Origin of the sequence: Cohnella mopanensis (assembly GCF_022352055.1) — a bacterium.
GTDB lineage: Bacteria > Bacillota > Bacilli > Paenibacillales > Paenibacillaceae > Cohnella > Cohnella mopanensis.
This window is the reverse complement of the sequence record NZ_JAKRWM010000010.1, coordinates 77325-92930: the sequence shown is the minus strand read 5'-3', so window position 1 is coordinate 92930 and position 15606 is coordinate 77325. Positions and strand designations below refer to the sequence as shown.

Below are 15606 nucleotides of genomic sequence, written 5' to 3'. Positions count from 1 at the left end.
ACCGATTATTTTCGGCGGAGTAAACGTTTTTTATTTTAAACAGATTGATGTTGACAATGATAATCATTATCATGTAAAGTTCTAATTGAAAATGATTATCATTATCGACGTCATAATGACGATCATCCCGAAATTCATCATATTCTTTATCAGGAGGAAACAAAATGTTTCGTAAAAAGTTGTGGACTGGATTATTGTCGGCAGTGATCCTGTGGGTTGCAGCCGTTGGATTCGCACAATCTGCGGAAGCGGCAACAACGAATAATTCGATTAAAGTGGTCGTGGACGGCAAAGAAATTTCATTATCGACCGCACCCCAAATCATAAAAGGTCGCTTAATGATACCTTATAGCAACGTCGTAACCGGCATGGGCGGCAAAGTCAGCTGGGATGCTCAGACGAAAATCGTAAAAGCCACGAAAAATAACGTTACGGTTACTTATACGGTCGGCTCCAAGACGGCATACATAAACGACCAGAAGAAACAGCTAGAATCCGCACCGGTAAGCATCAATAACACGACATTCGTCCCACTTCGTGCCCTAGCTCAATCTTTCGGGATGTGGGTGAAATGGGATAACGCAAAAAAACAAGTCACAATCGACAGCAAATTGACCGTGCAAACGAAGACCGGTCCCCTTACGTTAAGCAAAGTCCCTGAGCGTATCGCGACATTATCCTCATCGGATACGGAGATCGTAGCTGCGCTCGGCGGGAATATCGTCGGAAGGTCTACGGCGCTCGGAAAGGTTTATCCGCCGGAAGCCGCTTCCATACCGGAGATCGGCAGCGCGCATGGGATCAACTTCGAGACACTGGCCACGTTAAAAGCGGATCTGGTCATCGGCAGCCCGTCCCTTCAGCCGCAAGCAGCAACGATCGAGAAGCTCGGAGCTAAAGTGCTATTGAATTCGCATAACGATTTCAAAGAAATCCAAAACTCCATTCGGCTTTACGGAGAAGTGCTTGGGAAAGAGGAAGAAGCAGCTAAGTTGATTAAAGGAATGGACGAACAGCTGAAGAAGGTCACGGCTAACCAACCCGTGAAGAAACCTAAAGCATTAATCCTCTATGGAGCAACCGGCAGCTTCGTGGTCGCTCTTCCGACGAGTTACCCGGGCAACTTCTTGGAACTGGCCGGCGGGGATAACGTAGCCTCCAAATTTCCGAAGATGGATACAATGCCGCAGTACGCCGAGTTTAGCATGGAAAGAATCGTGGCTGCCAACCCTGACGTGATCTATCTGATCACTCACGGCGATCCGGTGGAAGTGAAAGCAAGCTTTAAGAAGGAGCTGGAAAGTAATCCGGCATGGAAAAACCTAGGCGCCGTGAAATCGGGTCAGTTCGAGGTACTGCCGAATGACTTGTTCGCGGCAAATCCGGGCTTGCGAGCACCTGAAGCGATTACGGTGCTGAATAAATTGCTTCTTCAGGCGAAATAACGGAATGAGCATACCCAAACCTTTGAGGAAAGACCCTCGAACTAGGAGAAGAGTCGCGTTATTCGTTCTATTCATCGGTCTAGCTATTCTCTCCATCCTATATGGCTTAATGGTCGGTGCCATCTCAATCCCGGCGAAAGAGGTGTGGACGTCGCTTTTCTCCAGCACGGATAGCGAATTCCGTCAAATTGTATGGAATTTGCGGCTTCCAAGGGTGTTTACCGGATTACTCATCGGGATATGCTTGGCGATCTCGGGCGCATTCCTTCAGGGAGTATTCCGCAATCCGTTGGCAGACCCGGGCATTATCGGCGTGTCATCCGGAGCCGGTCTGGCAGCGGTTTCGATCATGATCTTATTCCCGGAGCATATGTCGCTCGTACCGTTGGCGGCATTCTTGGGAGCATTATTGGCTGCCGCGATCATCTATGCGTTAGCTTGGAATAAGGGAGCGCCGACCGGGCGGATGATTCTGGCCGGAGTCGCCGTTAACTCCTTGCTCGGCGCGGGAATGACGACGGTTATGCTGTTGAATAGCGAGAAGGTGCAATCGGTTCTGCCCTGGCTCGCCGGAAGCTTGAACGGGAAAAGCTGGCCGCACTTCGATACCATTGCTCCTTACGCATGCATCGGAATATTGTTATCGTTCTTTCTGATCAAGCATGCTAACGTGCTGATTCTGGGGGATGAAGTGGCGAAACTGCTTGGCAATCGAGTGGAAAGAAGCAGGATGCTTGTCATACTCATGTCTACTTTCATGGCGGGCGTTGCGATTAGCGTTGCCGGATTGATAGGTTTCGTAGGCCTTGTCGTGCCGCATATCGTGCGAATGATCGTCGGCAATGACTATAAGTATTTTCTGCCTCTGTCCGCGATTGGAGGAGGGGCGCTCGTCGTAGCCGCCGATACTTCGGCAAGGGCATGGTTCGACCCGATCGAATTTCCCGTCGGCGTATTGCTGGCTTTGCTAGGAGCGCCATTCTTCCTCTATTTATTGAAAAGGGGGCTTAAAGTTTGAAGAGCGCCTTAAACGCGGAAAGGATTTCTTTCGGATATCAGGAGCGAAATATCGTCGAGGACTTCGGAATACACATTCGCCAGGGAGAAATGGCGAGCATCGTTGGTCCTAACGGCTCAGGTAAATCAACCGTCCTGAGGCTGCTGACGAGATTGGCACATCCGCGAAGCGGGGTCGTGTTCTTGGAAGGGGAGGCGATCGCCCGGATGAAAACGCGAAAGGTAGCCCAGATGTTAACGATGCTTCCGCAGACGCAAGACCATAATTTGGATCTGACGGTGCGGGATTTGGTTAAACAAGGCCGCCACCCTCACTTGAAATGGTACGAGGAATGCCGGAACGAGCATGAGGATATTGTGGATTGGGCGCTGGAAATGACCCATCTGACCGAGATGCAATATCGCTCTTTGTTTACTTTATCCGGAGGCGAAAGACAAAGGGCGTGGATTGCGATGGCCGTCGCTCAAACTCCGCATACGTTGCTGCTCGATGAACCGACGACTTATTTGGATGTTGCCCATCAGCTTGAAGTCATGGAACTGCTGCAATATTTGAATAGACAACAAGGCATTACAATCGTCATGGTGCTGCATGATTTGAATCAAGCGGCCCGTTACAGCGATCGAATCATTGCGATGAAAGACGGCAAAGTCGTGAGCGACGGAGCGCCTCAAGACGTATATGTCCCGGCCTTTTTCTCTCAAGTGTTCGGAATCGAAGCGAAGATTTACGAGGATGAAGGGAAGCCGGTGTATGCCCCGCGGGGCTTAGCTAAAGCGAAAATAAAGGAGGAATCGTGGAATGGCGTTGGAGTCGCGAAAGCCGCTAACGGCAATTGACCAAGAGCTCGTAAAGTCGTTCGTAGCTTCGGCGCATGCCGATTTAGATAAAGTAAAGGAGCTGTTGGAGATCGAACCCGGGTTGTTGCACTCCTCCATGAACTGGGGAGGCGGGGATTGGGAAACCGGGCTAGGAGCGGCAGCCCATGTGGGTAGACGAGATATCGCGGAATTCTTAATCGCGCGAGGCGCAAGAATGGATATATTCGCAGCGGCGATGCTTGGACAGTTGGAGCTTGTGAAGCTCATGATCGGACAATATCCCGCCATGATCCATGCGGAAGGACCGCACGGAATTCCGTTGATCAGACACGCGGCTATGGGCGGCCCTCAAGCTCGGGAAGTATTCGAATTTCTGGAGCACTCCAGCGAATTAATATAAAAGGAGAGATTCCAAAATGATCATCGTAACAAATACGATCCAAGCGAAGCCGGGTTATGGCAACGTAATTCGGGAAAGATTCAAGTCTCCGAAAAACGTTCACACCTTTCCCGGATTCGTGAGAATGGAATTGCTGCAAACGCAAGGAATCGAAGAATACGAGGAATTTCAAGTATGCACGACTTGGGAGGACAAAAAGGCTTTCGATGCTTGGGTGCAAAGCGATTCCTTTAAGCAAGCACATGCGGGACGCAGAGAAAACGGTAACGGCGATCAGGTTATCGGCAACAAAATCACGCTGCACGAGATCATCGTCTCTCATCTTCCGGCGCTTCCAATAGAAAACTAGCCCTCATCCCGCTCGCTGATATGCGAAGCGGGATATTCTTTCTATAGGAAACATTTTCCTCAACTACTGCGTCTATCCATTTAGCAAACAAAAAAAGGGGAGATCTAGATGAAGGGGAAATGGCAACGAGGCTTCAGAAACAGTGTTCTTCTGATGCTGGCGGTATGGCTGACGTTAAGTTTAGCGGCATGTGGCAGCAGTAACGATAGCAATTCTATGGCGAAGGTCGCAACCGAAGCCGATCGGCAAGCTAATACGACATCTGCTTCGATGTCGTTCTCTGTCGCGGACTCGGCTGCGAGAGCGGAGGCTTCTGCTGCGCCTGCGGAGGCCGCGATGCAAGACGGGAATGAAGTTGCGGTCGGCGGGGGCGGAATCGGTCCGATCGCGGACGCTAATGCGGGTTTCGGGCGCAAAATCATCTACCGTGCCGATCTGGTCATGAAGGTCAAGGAATTTAAGGTTGCCGAGGAAGAGTTGCTTAATATTATCCATCTTGGCGGGGCGTATGTCCTTCAATTTTCCGACAGCCGCAATACGAACGAGGTTGGCGCTTCTTACGTCATTAAAGTGCCTTCCGAAGGGTTCACTTCTTTCTTGGATAAATTGCAGAAAATCAAAAATCTAAAATTTGAGCGCGAGGTACAGGGTAACGACGTTACGGAAGAATTCGTCGACCTCGATGCTCGGCTTAAGGCTAAGCAAACAGTAGAATCGCGATTGCTGAGCTTCATGGACAAAGCGACGAAAAGCGATGATCTCGTGCGATTCTCCAATGAGCTAGGCAACGTTCAGCAGGAAATCGAACAGATTAAAGGTCGGATTCGCTTTCTTGATCAGAACGTTGCGTTCTCCACGATTAACCTGCGTTTGTACCAATCGTCGGGAATCCCGGACAATCAAGAGGAAGAGACCGTCGAGAAGAGCGGATTCGGAGCGCGGATCTCGGATGCCTTGTCCGGCAGCGCTAAAGTATTAAAGAATGCAGGGGAATGGCTATTAATCTTCATAGCTGCCTTGCTTCCTATATTGGCCGTTGTCCTCGTCATCGGACTTCCGATTTATATTTTCGTTCGCAAGCGTAGAGGGAGTAGGCGTACTCAATCGGAAGAGAAAAGGAAGTCTTGGAATCAGTCTATCGCTCCGACGACGGATGATTCGGTTGCTAAAGATACCGATAAAGAGGAAGAAAATCAATAATTGGCAGACGATAGTCGTTAATCTCATGAAATATTTTTTTGAAAATCCTGCTCTCGTGGCAGGATTTTTATTTTATGCCGCGAATAATCATCATAAGTGGTTCAGAGTGGTGGAAAGTGGTGAATAGTGGAGGGGGTGTGGGGAGCTTATGTTTTTGGGGGAATTTCAGCACAGCATCGATGACAAGGGACGGATTATTATCCCGGCGAAATTCCGAGAAGCTCTCGGCACCGACTTTATTGTCACCCGTGGATTGGACAACTGTTTGTTCGTCTACCCTCGCGAAGAATGGGCCCAGCTCGAACAAAAGATCAAGACCCTGCCGTCGATGGCGGCTAACGCAAGGGCGTTCTCCAGGCTGCTTTTCTCGGGGGCTTCGGAATGCGAATGGGATAAACAGGGCAGGGTAAACGTACCGAACCATTTGCGCGAATATGCCAAACTCGACAAAGATTGCACCGTAATCGGCGTATCCAGCAGAGTGGAAATTTGGGACAAGGCGACTTGGGAGGAATACTCCAAGCAGTCTGCCGATTCGTTTAACGAAATTGCCGAGAAACTCGTCGACTTTGATTTTAACTTCTAACTCGCTTACAACTTACCAAACCATACATAAACAAGAAAGACGGAACCCTTATGGGGCACCGGGAGGCAGCAACTATGTTTCACCACGTTACGGTATTGAAAGAGGAATCGGTAAAAGGCTTAAACATACGTCCTGACGGCATTTACGTCGATTGTACCTTGGGGGGCGCAGGGCACAGCGAGCTTATCGCCTCGCAGCTCGGCCCGCAGGGGAGATTGATCGCATTAGACCAGGACGAAACCGCCCTTGCCAATGCACGCGTACGCTTAGCCGCATACGGCGATATCGTGACGCTGGTGAAAAGCAACTTCCGCTATCTGAAGCTGGCGCTTAAGTCGGCCGGAGTTCCGGAGAAGGACGGGGTACCGCAGGTGGACGGAGTATTGTTCGACCTTGGGGTATCTAGCCCGCAATTGGATGAAGCCGATCGCGGCTTCAGCTACAACCTCGATGCAGAGCTGGACATGCGAATGGATCGCGACGAATCACTTACCGCGAAACAAATCGTTAATGAATGGGAGGAGCGGGAAATATCGAACATTCTTCGGGATTACGGGGAAGAGAAGTTCGCCCGCAAGATCGCGGCTAACATCGTGAAAGCGAGAGAAAAAGCGCAGATCGAAACTACGGGCCAATTGGCGGAGATTATTAAATCCTCGATTCCCGCAGCGACGCGCCGAACAGGCCCCCATCCCGCGAAACGTTCTTTCCAAGCGCTTCGCATCGCGGTGAACGATGAGCTCGGAGCCTTCCAGGAGGCATTGGATCAAACGATAGAATGCTTGGCGCCTCAAGGTCGCGTAGCGGTTATAACGTTCCACTCCTTAGAGGATCGCATTTGTAAGACGACATTGGCGAAGGAAGTCGCAAGCTGCAGCTGCCCGACCGATTTTCCGGTATGCGTGTGCGGTGGCGGAGACGGCCGCTTGAAGCTGACGCCTCGCAAGCCGATCTTACCGACGGAGGAAGAATTGGAAGCCAATCCACGGGCGCGTTCTTCCAAATTAAGAATCGCAGAGAAGCTCGGATAACCGGGTTAGAATAGATAACGCTGAGAGGGGCACAAGGTAAAAATGGCATACTACGGCAACTTGGCGCTTCGTCCGGAGCGCGTACAAGAAGAAAGAAAACAACATCAGCAGCAGCAGCAGCCAGCCAGACAACCGCAGAGAACGAATGTCCCTCGCCGGAGGACGATTCCGATCGGCGAGAAACTACTGTATTTGTTTACGGTCGGCTTAGTCGTCTTTGTCGCAGGCATTATTATTTTTCGTTATGCGCAAATCTATCAGGTCAACGGAGAGATTCAAGCGACGAAAAAATCCTATGAACAAGCAACGGAGAAAAACAAAGAGCTTCAGAACCAAGTGAATAGTCTTAGCGATCCCGCCATTATTAGGGATAGAGCTATCGCGAATGGCTACGTGAAGATAGAAGGCGAAGGAATTACCGCTTCCAAGGACGATCACAATGCTGTGGCGAAGAAGCCTTAAGCTAGATCGGGAAAAGAAGAGGATAAAGCTATGATTAAACGAATCAAACTACGGACGTTACTGGCGGGAGGGTTATTTACCCTCCTTTTTGTCGGTTTAATCGTTCGAATCTATTGGGTCCAGGTCGTGAAAGCCGATTTCTGGTCGGAGCAAGCGATGAAAACTTGGGTGACGAGCGAGACCATTCGGCAAGAACGGGGCAAGCTGCTCGATCGGGACGGCAAAGTGTTAGCCGCGGATGCTCTAGCCTATACGGTTGCGGTAGGGCCTAAACGGATCGCGGAGTTGGAAGCCTTGCATCCGGAATGGAAGCTGACGGACAGGATCGTATCGAAGCTTCATATCGTCCTGGGTACAGAGGAAGCCAAACTAAGAGAATTCATTACCTCCAAGAAAGACGACGGAGTCACCTATCGGGATCAACGCGAAGTTCGGCCGGATGGTTGGAAGGTCGACAAAGCGACTAGAGACCGTTTAGCAGCGTTCAGAGACGAGATTCGCACGTTGACAGGCGTGAAGAACGACGTCGGACTGTACTTCATGGAGGAACAAAAGCGTTATTATCCGAACGGTTCCCTAGCCTCCCATATTCTCGGATACGAGAGTAAGGACGGCAAAGCGGTCTACGGTTTGGAGCAGAAGATGAATGAAGAATTAAGCGGAAGTCCCGGATTCATCAAGTATCAGAAGGACGGCGCTAGGGTCCAGCTTCCGAACGGGGATGTGGAATACAAGCAGGCGGTGGACGGCAAGGACATTACCTTGACGATCGACAAGGATATTCAATACTATATCGAGGAAGCGTTAAGAACCGCCTATGAAAAGTATAGACCGATCAGTATAACGGCGATCGCCGCCGATCCGGAAACGATGGAAATATTGGGAATGGTCAGCTTGCCCGACTATAACCCGAATACGTATTGGGATACGAAGGATCAAAATTCGTTCCGGGACAACGCGATTCAATCCTTATATGAGCCGGGCTCGACGTTTAAGATCGTGACGTTAGCGGGAGCGGTAGAGGAAGGGTTGTTCGACCCGAACGCTTTTTATAAATCCGGAACGATCAAATACAGCCCAAAGGATAAGCCGGTCAAGGACCACAACGGAGTCGGCTGGGGAGAAATCACTTATTTGGACGGCCTTAAGCACTCTAGTAACGTTGCTTTCGTTAAGCTAGGTTATGAAATGCTAAAGAAGGAAAGATTAACGAAATACATTAACGACTTCGGCTTCGGGCAGAAGACAGGCATTGAGCTGCCGAACGAGGTGTCCAGGCCGTTCAGCCTCAATTATCCGTCCGAGGTAGCTACGGCCGCGTTCGGTCAAGGAAAGGTATTGGTTACCCCGATTCAGCAAGTGGCCGCCGTAGCCGCCGTAGCCAACGGAGGCAAACTCATGCAGCCGCATATCGTCAAATCGATCAGCGACCCGAATACGGGAGAGAAGACTTTGACCGAGCCTAAAGTGATTCGTCAAGTCATTTCTCCAGAAACTTCCCGCAAGGTCGGCGAATACTTGGAGACGGTCGTAAGCGACAAAGCGATTGGTACTGGGTATAAAGCGTATATTCCAGGCTACAAGATTGCCGGGAAGACGGGGACGGCGCAGAAGGTTACGAAAAACGAAGATAACAAAAGCGGTTATTCCAAGGAAAAATACGTCGTTTCGTTTATCGGTTATGCTCCCGTGGAGAAGCCGAAAATCGTACTGTACGTTGTCGTAGACGAACCGCAGATCGCCAATGCCGGGGGGGGCTCGGTAGCCGGTCCAATCTTCAAAGAAATTATGGGCAAATCGTTGTTGCATATGGGTATCGAGCCGAATTTGCCTAAGTCGGAGGAGACTCCCTCCAGCGAGTCTACTAAGCCACGTAGAGATGTCGAAATCACGTCCTCCGTGCCGGACGTCTCCGGTTTAACGGTGTCTCAGGCGCGCCAACAGTTGACAGAGCGCTCTTTCCCGGTCGGAGTGCTCGGCAAAGGCACCAAAGTGCTGCAACAGTTGCCGAAAGGGGGAAGCGTGCTTCCTCCCTCGCAGCGAATTTATTTGCTAACGGATACGAAACCCGGCAACGTTCCCGATCTTAAGGGACTTTCGCTACGCGATGCACTTGAGATGTGTTCCCTGCTCAAGGTCGCGGCCACAGTAGATGGCCAAGGCTACGTCACGGCGCAGAAAGCCGTTAAAGTCGATGGGAAATGGATTCTTCAATTAACGCTCGCTCCCCAAGGGCAAGCGGTTGAACCGCCGGCGGAGTCGACCGAAGCCTCAACCGAAGAAGCTGCTTCTGGTAGTTCATCAGAAACGAAGCCCGAAGGTTGAGGGCTTGTTCTAACCCTCTTTTCCCGAGAATAGTCTGGAACTAGGCGAAAGCACGTCCAGACGTTCCCGGTAAAGGGGGTTTTTCATTTTGAAAATTTCACAGGTTACCGTAAGGAAGAGGCTGTATCTCGCAATGGTCATTTCAGTGATCGCCTTTGCAGCCTTGATCATCAGATTAGGCTACGTCCAGCTTATGATCGGCGGGGAAATTACGAAGAAGGCCGAAGATTCCTGGAGACGGGATATTCCGTTCCAAGCCAAGCGCGGGGAGATATTAGACCGCAACGGCATACGGCTTGCGTACAATATCAGCTCTCCGACGATCTATGCGATTCCGGTACAGATCAAAGACAAAAGAGAGACGGCTCGGCAACTGTCCGGGCTCTTGGGGATGTCGGAAGAGAGTTTGTTCAAGAAAATATCCATAGTGCAATCCAGCGTAGAGCTTAAGCCGGGGGGGCGCAAATTGACTCCCGAGAAAGCTCAGGAAGTGCGCAGTTTGAATTTGCCGGGCATCGTCGTGTCCGAAGACAACAAGCGATATTATCCTTTCGGAAGTTTAGCCGCGCACGTGCTTGGGTTTACGGGCAGTTATAATCAGGGCTTAACGGGATTGGAATTAAAGTACGACGATCGGTTAACCGGACAGAAGGGGAACGTGTCGTCGCTCACCGATGCCGCCGGGCGCAAAATGCCGCAATCGTCGGATATTTTCGTGCCGCCTCAGGATGGATTGTCCTTGCAACTGACGATCGACCAGACCATCCAATCGATCGTGGAGCGTGAACTTGATCAAGCGATGCTTCAATATCAAGCGAATAGCGTAATTGCTATCGCGATGAATCCGAATACCGGTGAAGTTTATGCAATGGGCAGTCGCCCTACGTTTCGTCCGGACAATTACCAGGAAGTACCTGTCGAGGTTTATAACCGTAATTTGCCGATCTGGATGACTTACGAGCCCGGTTCCACGTTCAAGATTATTACTTTAGCGGCAGCGTTGGAAGAAGGAAAAGTGGATCTGGAGCATGAGCATTTCTATGATCCGGGCTATATTGATGTTGCGGGAGCGAAGCTGCGTTGTTGGAAGAAAGGCGGACATGGCAGCCAGACGTTCTTGGAAGTCGTCGAGAACTCTTGCAACCCGGGATTCGTGACGCTTGGAAACCGGTTGGGGAAAGATAAGCTATTCTCTTATATTTACGATTTCGGATTCGGGAAGAAGACGGGCATCGACTTGAAAGGGGAAGAGAACGGGATCATGTTCAAGCCTAAGCAGGTCGGGCCTGTGGAATTGGCTACGACAGCTTTCGGGCAAGGCGTCTCCGTAACGCCGATCCAACAGATTACGGCGGTATCGGCGGCCATTAACGGCGGCAAGCTCTATAAGCCGTTCGTGTCCAAATCATGGATACAGCCGGAAACCGGTATGATTCTAGAGGAGACGAAGCCTGAACTAGTGCGACAGGTCATATCGCCGGAAACGTCCAAGAAGGTGAGAGAGGCGCTGGAGAAGGTCGTCGCGCAAGGAACCGGAGCGAAGGCGTTCCTGGAAGGTTATCGCGTCGGTGGGAAGACGGGGACGGCGCAGAAAGTCGTGAACGGAAGATATTCGAAAAGTGAGCACATCGTTTCGTTCATCGGGTTTGCTCCCGCGGACGACCCGCAACTAGTCGTCTACGTAGCGGTCGATAATCCCCAAGGCATTCAATTCGGAGGAGTCGTAGCCGCTCCGATCGTTCGCAATATTATGGCGGATGCCTTGCCTCATTTAGGCGTTAAGCCTAGAACCGCCCAAGTGGAGAAGGAATATAAATACGGCAGCGGAGAACCCCGGATCGTAACCGTGCCGAATCTCGTTGGCAAAACCGTATCCGACCTGTACGAGGATATGAATTCAAACTTTCGATTAGTAACTTCTGGAAGCGGGCAAACCGTTGTTCGGCAAGCGCCGGCAGCAGGGGCAAGGGTTGAACAGGGCTCCGCGATCCGAATCTATCTAGGCGCTTCGGACTAAAGTTGGCGATTCCACTTGAATGATCGGGAGTCATTGGACCATAATGAGTTTACAATGTACAAGATGTCGTCAGGAGGCTAGTCTTATATGAATCTCTATGAGTTGTCCCAGCAATTGCTCGTATGCCGAATCGTTGGCGATCCATCCCTTATCGTTCAAAGCTTGGAAAGCGACTCGCGTAAAATTAAAGAGGGCTGTTTGTTTATCTGTCTTCCCGGACATACGGTGGACGGGCATGATTATGCAGCCCAAGCGATCAGCAAAGGCGCCGCCGCGCTGTTGACAAATCGGGAGCTGCCGATCTCCGCCCCTCAGCTCATCGTGCCGAATTCTCGGCAAGCTCTCGCGCAGTTGGCTGATTTTTTCTACGGCAGGCCGTCGCACAAGCTGCGTCCGATCGGCATTACCGGAACGAACGGGAAAACGACAACGAGTTATTTAGTCGAGCAAATCTGGTCGGATGCCGGCGTGTCCGCAGGTGTCATCGGAACGATAGAAACGCGATTCGGCGGTCGGAGCCTTCCGATGTCGGGAACGACTCCGGACGTGTTGGAATTGCAGCAAATTTTCCACTCCATGGTCGAAGCCGGTACGGATCGATGCGTGATGGAGGTATCATCCCACGCTTTGGAACAAGGCAGGGTCAAAGGCTGTCATTTCAAAACCGCGATATTTACCAATCTTACTCAGGATCATCTGGACTATCACGGAACGATGGAAGCCTACGAGGCGGCTAAAGGCTTGTTTTTCTCCCGACTAGGCAATACATATGCGGACCGTATCGAAGATCGTTCATTTGCGGTGCTGAACAGCGACGATGAAGCATCTGTCCGATATGCCAAGCTGACGTCTGCCGAGGTTGTAACGTACGGAATCGATCAAGCTGCCCACATTAAGGCGTCTAACGTGCAAATTACCGCAAGCGGAACTTCGTTCGAATTGGAAACTTTTTGCGGTAACCGTCAAGTCCATCTAAAATTAGTAGGCAAGTTTAACGTATATAATGCACTAGCCGCCCTTGGAGCCGCGCTGTGCGAAGGTATCGAATTGGACGACGCTTTGCGCAGCTTAGAGCGGATTGATGGCGTACCTGGACGCGTGGAGCCCGTCAACGAGGGCCAGCCTTACGCGGTTATCGTAGACTATGCGCACACGCCAGACGGCTTGGAAAACGTGCTCAGCATGGTTAACGAGCTGGCTACGGGGAAGGTTATCTGCGTATTCGGCTGCGGCGGCGATCGCGATAAGACCAAACGTCCTATTATGGGGAAAATCGCCGCGGAATTGGCGAACCAATTGATCGTCACGAGCGATAATCCTAGGACGGAAGAACCACTCTCCATTCTGGGCGATATCGAAGATGGGCTAAAGGAAGCGGGAGTTGCGCAGGATCGTTATGTGCTTGAGCCCAATAGGCGGACGGCGATCGAAAAAGCGGTTGAAATGGCAAGCCCCGGCGATGTAGTATTGATTGCGGGGAAAGGCCATGAAACCTATCAAATTATCGGCGGAGTCACGCATGATTTCGATGACCGCCTAGTGGCGAAAGAAGCTATAAGGAGTCGAATGAAGTGATGCAGGCAACGGTTCGCGAAGTGGCCGAATGGAGCGGCGCCATAGGGATACAAGGTTTATCGGCGAACGATAACATCTTGTTATCCGGCGTCTCGACGGATACGCGCAAGATTAAACCCGGACAACTGTTCGTGCCTTTGAAGGGCGAACGATTCGATGGGCACGACTATATTCAAATCGCTAAGGATGCCGGCGCTAGCGCCGCATTGTGGGAAAGCGCAGTACCCTTGCCGGAGCTCGATATTCCGCTAATCTTGGTCGAAGATACGCTGGAGGCTCTGCAAGCATTGGCGGTCGGTTACTTGAACGGCGGATTAGCCGTGAAAGTCGTAGCCGTAACCGGAAGCAATGGGAAAACGACGACCAAAGATTTAGTAACTTCGGTTCTATCGACCCGGTACCTCGTACATAAAACCGAGGGGAACTTCAATAATCATATCGGATTGCCGCTTACGATCCTAAGCGCGCCTAAAGATACGGAATTGCTCGTATTGGAGATGGGGATGAGCGGGCAGGGGGAAATATCATTATTGTCTTCCTTGGCGAAGCCGGACATCGCGATCATTACCAATATAGGGGAGTCCCATCTGTTGCAGCTTGGATCACGGAGAAATATTGCCCGTGCGAAGCTGGAAATTACAGAAGGACTGAAGCTGTCGGGCACGCTCGTCTATTACGGCGATGAGCCTTTGATCGCGGAAGAGTTGGCGGCACTTAACCTCGATAAGCCGATTCAACTTGTGACCTTCGGCGAGAATCCGGACTGCGATTGGATCGCGCGTTACATTCGGGTAAGTACCGAAGGAACGCAATTTACGGTCAGCGGCGAATCGGAATCCCAATATGAGCTGCCCGTGCCCGGCAGACACAACGCGGTTAACGCATTGGCTGCCGTCGCGGTCGGACGGTTGCTCGGATTGACGTTCGAGGAGATTGGCGAAGGGCTTAAAGCGACGAAGCTGACTGGCATGAGAATCGAACGGAGCGTTGCGTCCAACGGTGCCGTCGTCCTCAACGATGCGTATAATGCCAGTCCAACCTCGGTTAAAGCGGCCATCCATCTGGTTGCCGAGCTGTCGGGATACCGTCGCAAGTGGATCGTGCTTGGAGACATGCTTGAGCTTGGCGCGGACGAGGTCGCCCTACACGGAGAAATCGGACGCTACTTAACCGATTCGAAGGCGGACAATGTCCTTCTCTACGGTCCGCTGTCACGACAAACGTACGAGGAAGCGAAGCCGAATTATTCGGAAGGCCGAGTACGTTATTTCGAAGAGAAAGAAGCGTTGGCCGACTATTTGGTCGGGGAGCTGGCATCGGATGATTTGGTGCTTGTGAAGGCTTCTCGCGGAATGCGACTGGAAGAAGTCGTGAAGAAATTGCAGAAAGGAGCCGGGGAGTAGGGGAATGGACTATACATCGATTATTTGGACTTTAGGCGTTTCCTTCGTGCTTGCGGTTTTATTCGGACCGTTGTTCATTCCGCTCCTGCGCAGGCTGAAATTCGGACAGCAGGTTCGCACGGACGGACCAGAGTCCCATCTGAAGAAATCAGGCACGCCAACGATGGGCGGAATTATCATCTTGGTAGCTTTAACGCTCGCTTTTCTAAAGTTCGCCGACCAGGGACTGGAATACTGGGCATTGCTCACGGCTTGCTTAGGATTCGGACTCGTCGGTTTTCTTGATGATTACATTAAAATCGTATTTAAACGCTCGCTAGGTTTGACCGCTAAGCAGAAATTATTCGGGCAACTCCTTTTTTCGGCTATTTTCTGTTATATTTTATACAAAATGAACCATAGTACAATCGTTTCCGTTCCGGGAACGGACTGGTCCTTCGATTTGGGATGGTCCTATTACTTGCTTGTTGTCATTATGTTCCTCGGTTCGACGAATGCCGTGAATTTCACGGACGGGTTGGATGGGCTCTTATCCGGGACAAGCGCCTTGGCTTTCGGAGCTTATGCGATCATTGCCTTGGAAGCCACGCAGCCGCAATCGGCCGTATTTAGCGCAGCCGTCGTGGGCGCGGTGCTCGGTTTTCTAGTGTATAATGCACATCCCGCGAAAATTTTCATGGGCGACACCGGGTCGTTGGGACTTGGCGGAGGGATTGCTGCCGTTGCGATTTTGACGAAAACGGAGCTGCTGCTCATCGTCATCGGGGGTGTCTTCGTCTTTGAAATGCTGTCCGTCATCATTCAGGTCGGATCATTCAAGACGCGAGGCAAGCGTGTTTTCAAAATGAGTCCGATCCATCACCACTTCGAGTTATCGGGCTGGTCGGAGTGGCGGGTCGTCACTACCTTCTGGTTCGTCGGCTTGTTGCTGGCCGGGGCAGGCTTATTATTGTATAAGATGAGTTAAGCGACAA

At 51.2% G+C, this 15606-nt stretch carries 14 protein-coding genes; all 14 read left to right on the top strand.

Features of this window, described 5'->3' with window-relative positions; translation table 11 throughout:
* Positions 1–164 precede the first annotated feature (164 nt).
* The 14 genes from L3D05_RS16350 (at position 165) to mraY (ending at position 15599) form a co-directional block, all read left to right on the top strand.
* Positions 165–1445: an ABC transporter substrate-binding protein gene (locus tag L3D05_RS16350; protein WP_239617378.1), complete on the top strand. Its 1281-nt coding sequence runs from the start codon at positions 165–167 to the stop codon at positions 1443–1445.
* Between the two features lie 4 nt (positions 1446–1449).
* Entirely contained in the window at positions 1450–2463 is a 1014-nt protein-coding gene (locus tag L3D05_RS16345; RefSeq protein ID WP_239617377.1) for a FecCD family ABC transporter permease, read from the top strand.
* Positions 2460–3302 (top strand): ABC transporter ATP-binding protein, encoded by an 843-nt coding sequence (locus L3D05_RS16340; protein ID WP_255807562.1) that lies wholly within the window; start codon positions 2460–2462, stop codon positions 3300–3302. Before L3D05_RS16345 ends, L3D05_RS16340 begins: the two co-directional genes overlap by 4 nt.
* Positions 3265–3684, top strand: coding sequence for an ankyrin repeat domain-containing protein (locus L3D05_RS16335; RefSeq protein ID WP_239617376.1), 420 nt, complete (start codon positions 3265–3267; stop codon positions 3682–3684). The genes L3D05_RS16340 and L3D05_RS16335 overlap by 38 nt, the downstream gene beginning before the upstream one ends.
* A gap of 16 nt (positions 3685–3700) precedes the next feature.
* Positions 3701–4033 carry an antibiotic biosynthesis monooxygenase gene (locus L3D05_RS16330; RefSeq protein ID WP_239617375.1) on the top strand — a complete coding sequence of 111 codons (333 nt, stop codon included), beginning with the start codon at positions 3701–3703 and terminating at the stop codon, positions 4031–4033.
* Between the two features lie 108 nt (positions 4034–4141).
* On the top strand, positions 4142–5233 hold the full coding sequence (locus L3D05_RS16325) for a DUF4349 domain-containing protein (RefSeq protein WP_239617374.1): 1092 nt from the start codon (positions 4142–4144) through the stop codon (positions 5231–5233).
* Between the two features lie 148 nt (positions 5234–5381).
* The gene (gene mraZ, locus L3D05_RS16320) at positions 5382–5819 is read left to right on the top strand and encodes a division/cell wall cluster transcriptional repressor MraZ (protein ID WP_169279887.1); all 438 of its coding nucleotides are present in this window, start codon (positions 5382–5384) and stop codon (positions 5817–5819) included.
* A 74-nt stretch (positions 5820–5893) separates the two neighbouring features.
* Positions 5894–6850 carry a 16S rRNA (cytosine(1402)-N(4))-methyltransferase RsmH gene (gene rsmH / locus L3D05_RS16315; RefSeq protein ID WP_239617373.1) on the top strand — a complete coding sequence of 319 codons (957 nt, stop codon included), beginning with the start codon at positions 5894–5896 and terminating at the stop codon, positions 6848–6850.
* Positions 6851–6892: 42 nt separating this feature from the next.
* Positions 6893–7312 carry a septum formation initiator family protein gene (locus L3D05_RS16310; protein ID WP_239617372.1) on the top strand — a complete coding sequence of 140 codons (420 nt, stop codon included), beginning with the start codon at positions 6893–6895 and terminating at the stop codon, positions 7310–7312.
* Positions 7313–7342: 30 nt separating this feature from the next.
* Complete coding sequence (locus L3D05_RS16305; protein WP_239617371.1) at positions 7343–9637, top strand: penicillin-binding transpeptidase domain-containing protein; 2295 nt, start codon at positions 7343–7345, stop codon at positions 9635–9637.
* Between the two features lie 88 nt (positions 9638–9725).
* Positions 9726–11654, top strand: a complete 1929-nt coding sequence (locus L3D05_RS16300) for a stage V sporulation protein D (RefSeq protein WP_239617370.1) — start codon at positions 9726–9728, stop codon at positions 11652–11654.
* A gap of 87 nt (positions 11655–11741) precedes the next feature.
* Positions 11742–13229, top strand: a complete 1488-nt coding sequence (locus tag L3D05_RS16295; RefSeq protein ID WP_239617369.1) for a UDP-N-acetylmuramoyl-L-alanyl-D-glutamate--2,6-diaminopimelate ligase — start codon at positions 11742–11744, stop codon at positions 13227–13229.
* Positions 13229–14632 (top strand): UDP-N-acetylmuramoyl-tripeptide--D-alanyl-D-alanine ligase, encoded by a 1404-nt coding sequence (locus tag L3D05_RS16290; protein WP_255807578.1) that lies wholly within the window; start codon positions 13229–13231, stop codon positions 14630–14632. The genes L3D05_RS16295 and L3D05_RS16290 overlap by 1 nt, the downstream gene beginning before the upstream one ends.
* 4 nt (positions 14633–14636) lie before the next feature.
* Complete coding sequence (mraY, locus tag L3D05_RS16285) at positions 14637–15599, top strand: phospho-N-acetylmuramoyl-pentapeptide-transferase (protein ID WP_239617367.1); 963 nt, start codon at positions 14637–14639, stop codon at positions 15597–15599.
* Positions 15600–15606 lie beyond the last annotated feature (7 nt).

What these genes read in the sequence shown, in the direction of transcription:
- L3D05_RS16350 (WP_239617378.1), top strand. Translation starts at nt 165, where the DNA reads ATGTTTCGTAAAAAGTTGTGGACTGGATTATTGTCGGCAGTGATCCTG.
- L3D05_RS16345 (WP_239617377.1), top strand. Translation starts at nt 1,450, where the DNA reads ATGAGCATACCCAAACCTTTGAGGAAAGACCCTCGAACTAGGAGAAGA.
- L3D05_RS16335 (WP_239617376.1), top strand. Translation starts at nt 3,265, where the DNA reads ATGGCGTTGGAGTCGCGAAAGCCGCTAACGGCAATTGACCAAGAGCTC.
- L3D05_RS16330 (WP_239617375.1), top strand. Translation starts at nt 3,701, where the DNA reads ATGATCATCGTAACAAATACGATCCAAGCGAAGCCGGGTTATGGCAAC.
- L3D05_RS16325 (WP_239617374.1), top strand. Translation starts at nt 4,142, where the DNA reads ATGAAGGGGAAATGGCAACGAGGCTTCAGAAACAGTGTTCTTCTGATG.
- mraZ (WP_169279887.1), top strand. Translation starts at nt 5,382, where the DNA reads ATGTTTTTGGGGGAATTTCAGCACAGCATCGATGACAAGGGACGGATT.
- rsmH (WP_239617373.1), top strand. Translation starts at nt 5,894, where the DNA reads ATGTTTCACCACGTTACGGTATTGAAAGAGGAATCGGTAAAAGGCTTA.
- L3D05_RS16310 (WP_239617372.1), top strand. Translation starts at nt 6,893, where the DNA reads ATGGCATACTACGGCAACTTGGCGCTTCGTCCGGAGCGCGTACAAGAA.
- L3D05_RS16305 (WP_239617371.1), top strand. Translation starts at nt 7,343, where the DNA reads ATGATTAAACGAATCAAACTACGGACGTTACTGGCGGGAGGGTTATTT.
- L3D05_RS16295 (WP_239617369.1), top strand. Translation starts at nt 11,742, where the DNA reads ATGAATCTCTATGAGTTGTCCCAGCAATTGCTCGTATGCCGAATCGTT.
- L3D05_RS16290 (WP_255807578.1), top strand. Translation starts at nt 13,229, where the DNA reads ATGCAGGCAACGGTTCGCGAAGTGGCCGAATGGAGCGGCGCCATAGGG.
- mraY (WP_239617367.1), top strand. Translation starts at nt 14,637, where the DNA reads ATGGACTATACATCGATTATTTGGACTTTAGGCGTTTCCTTCGTGCTT.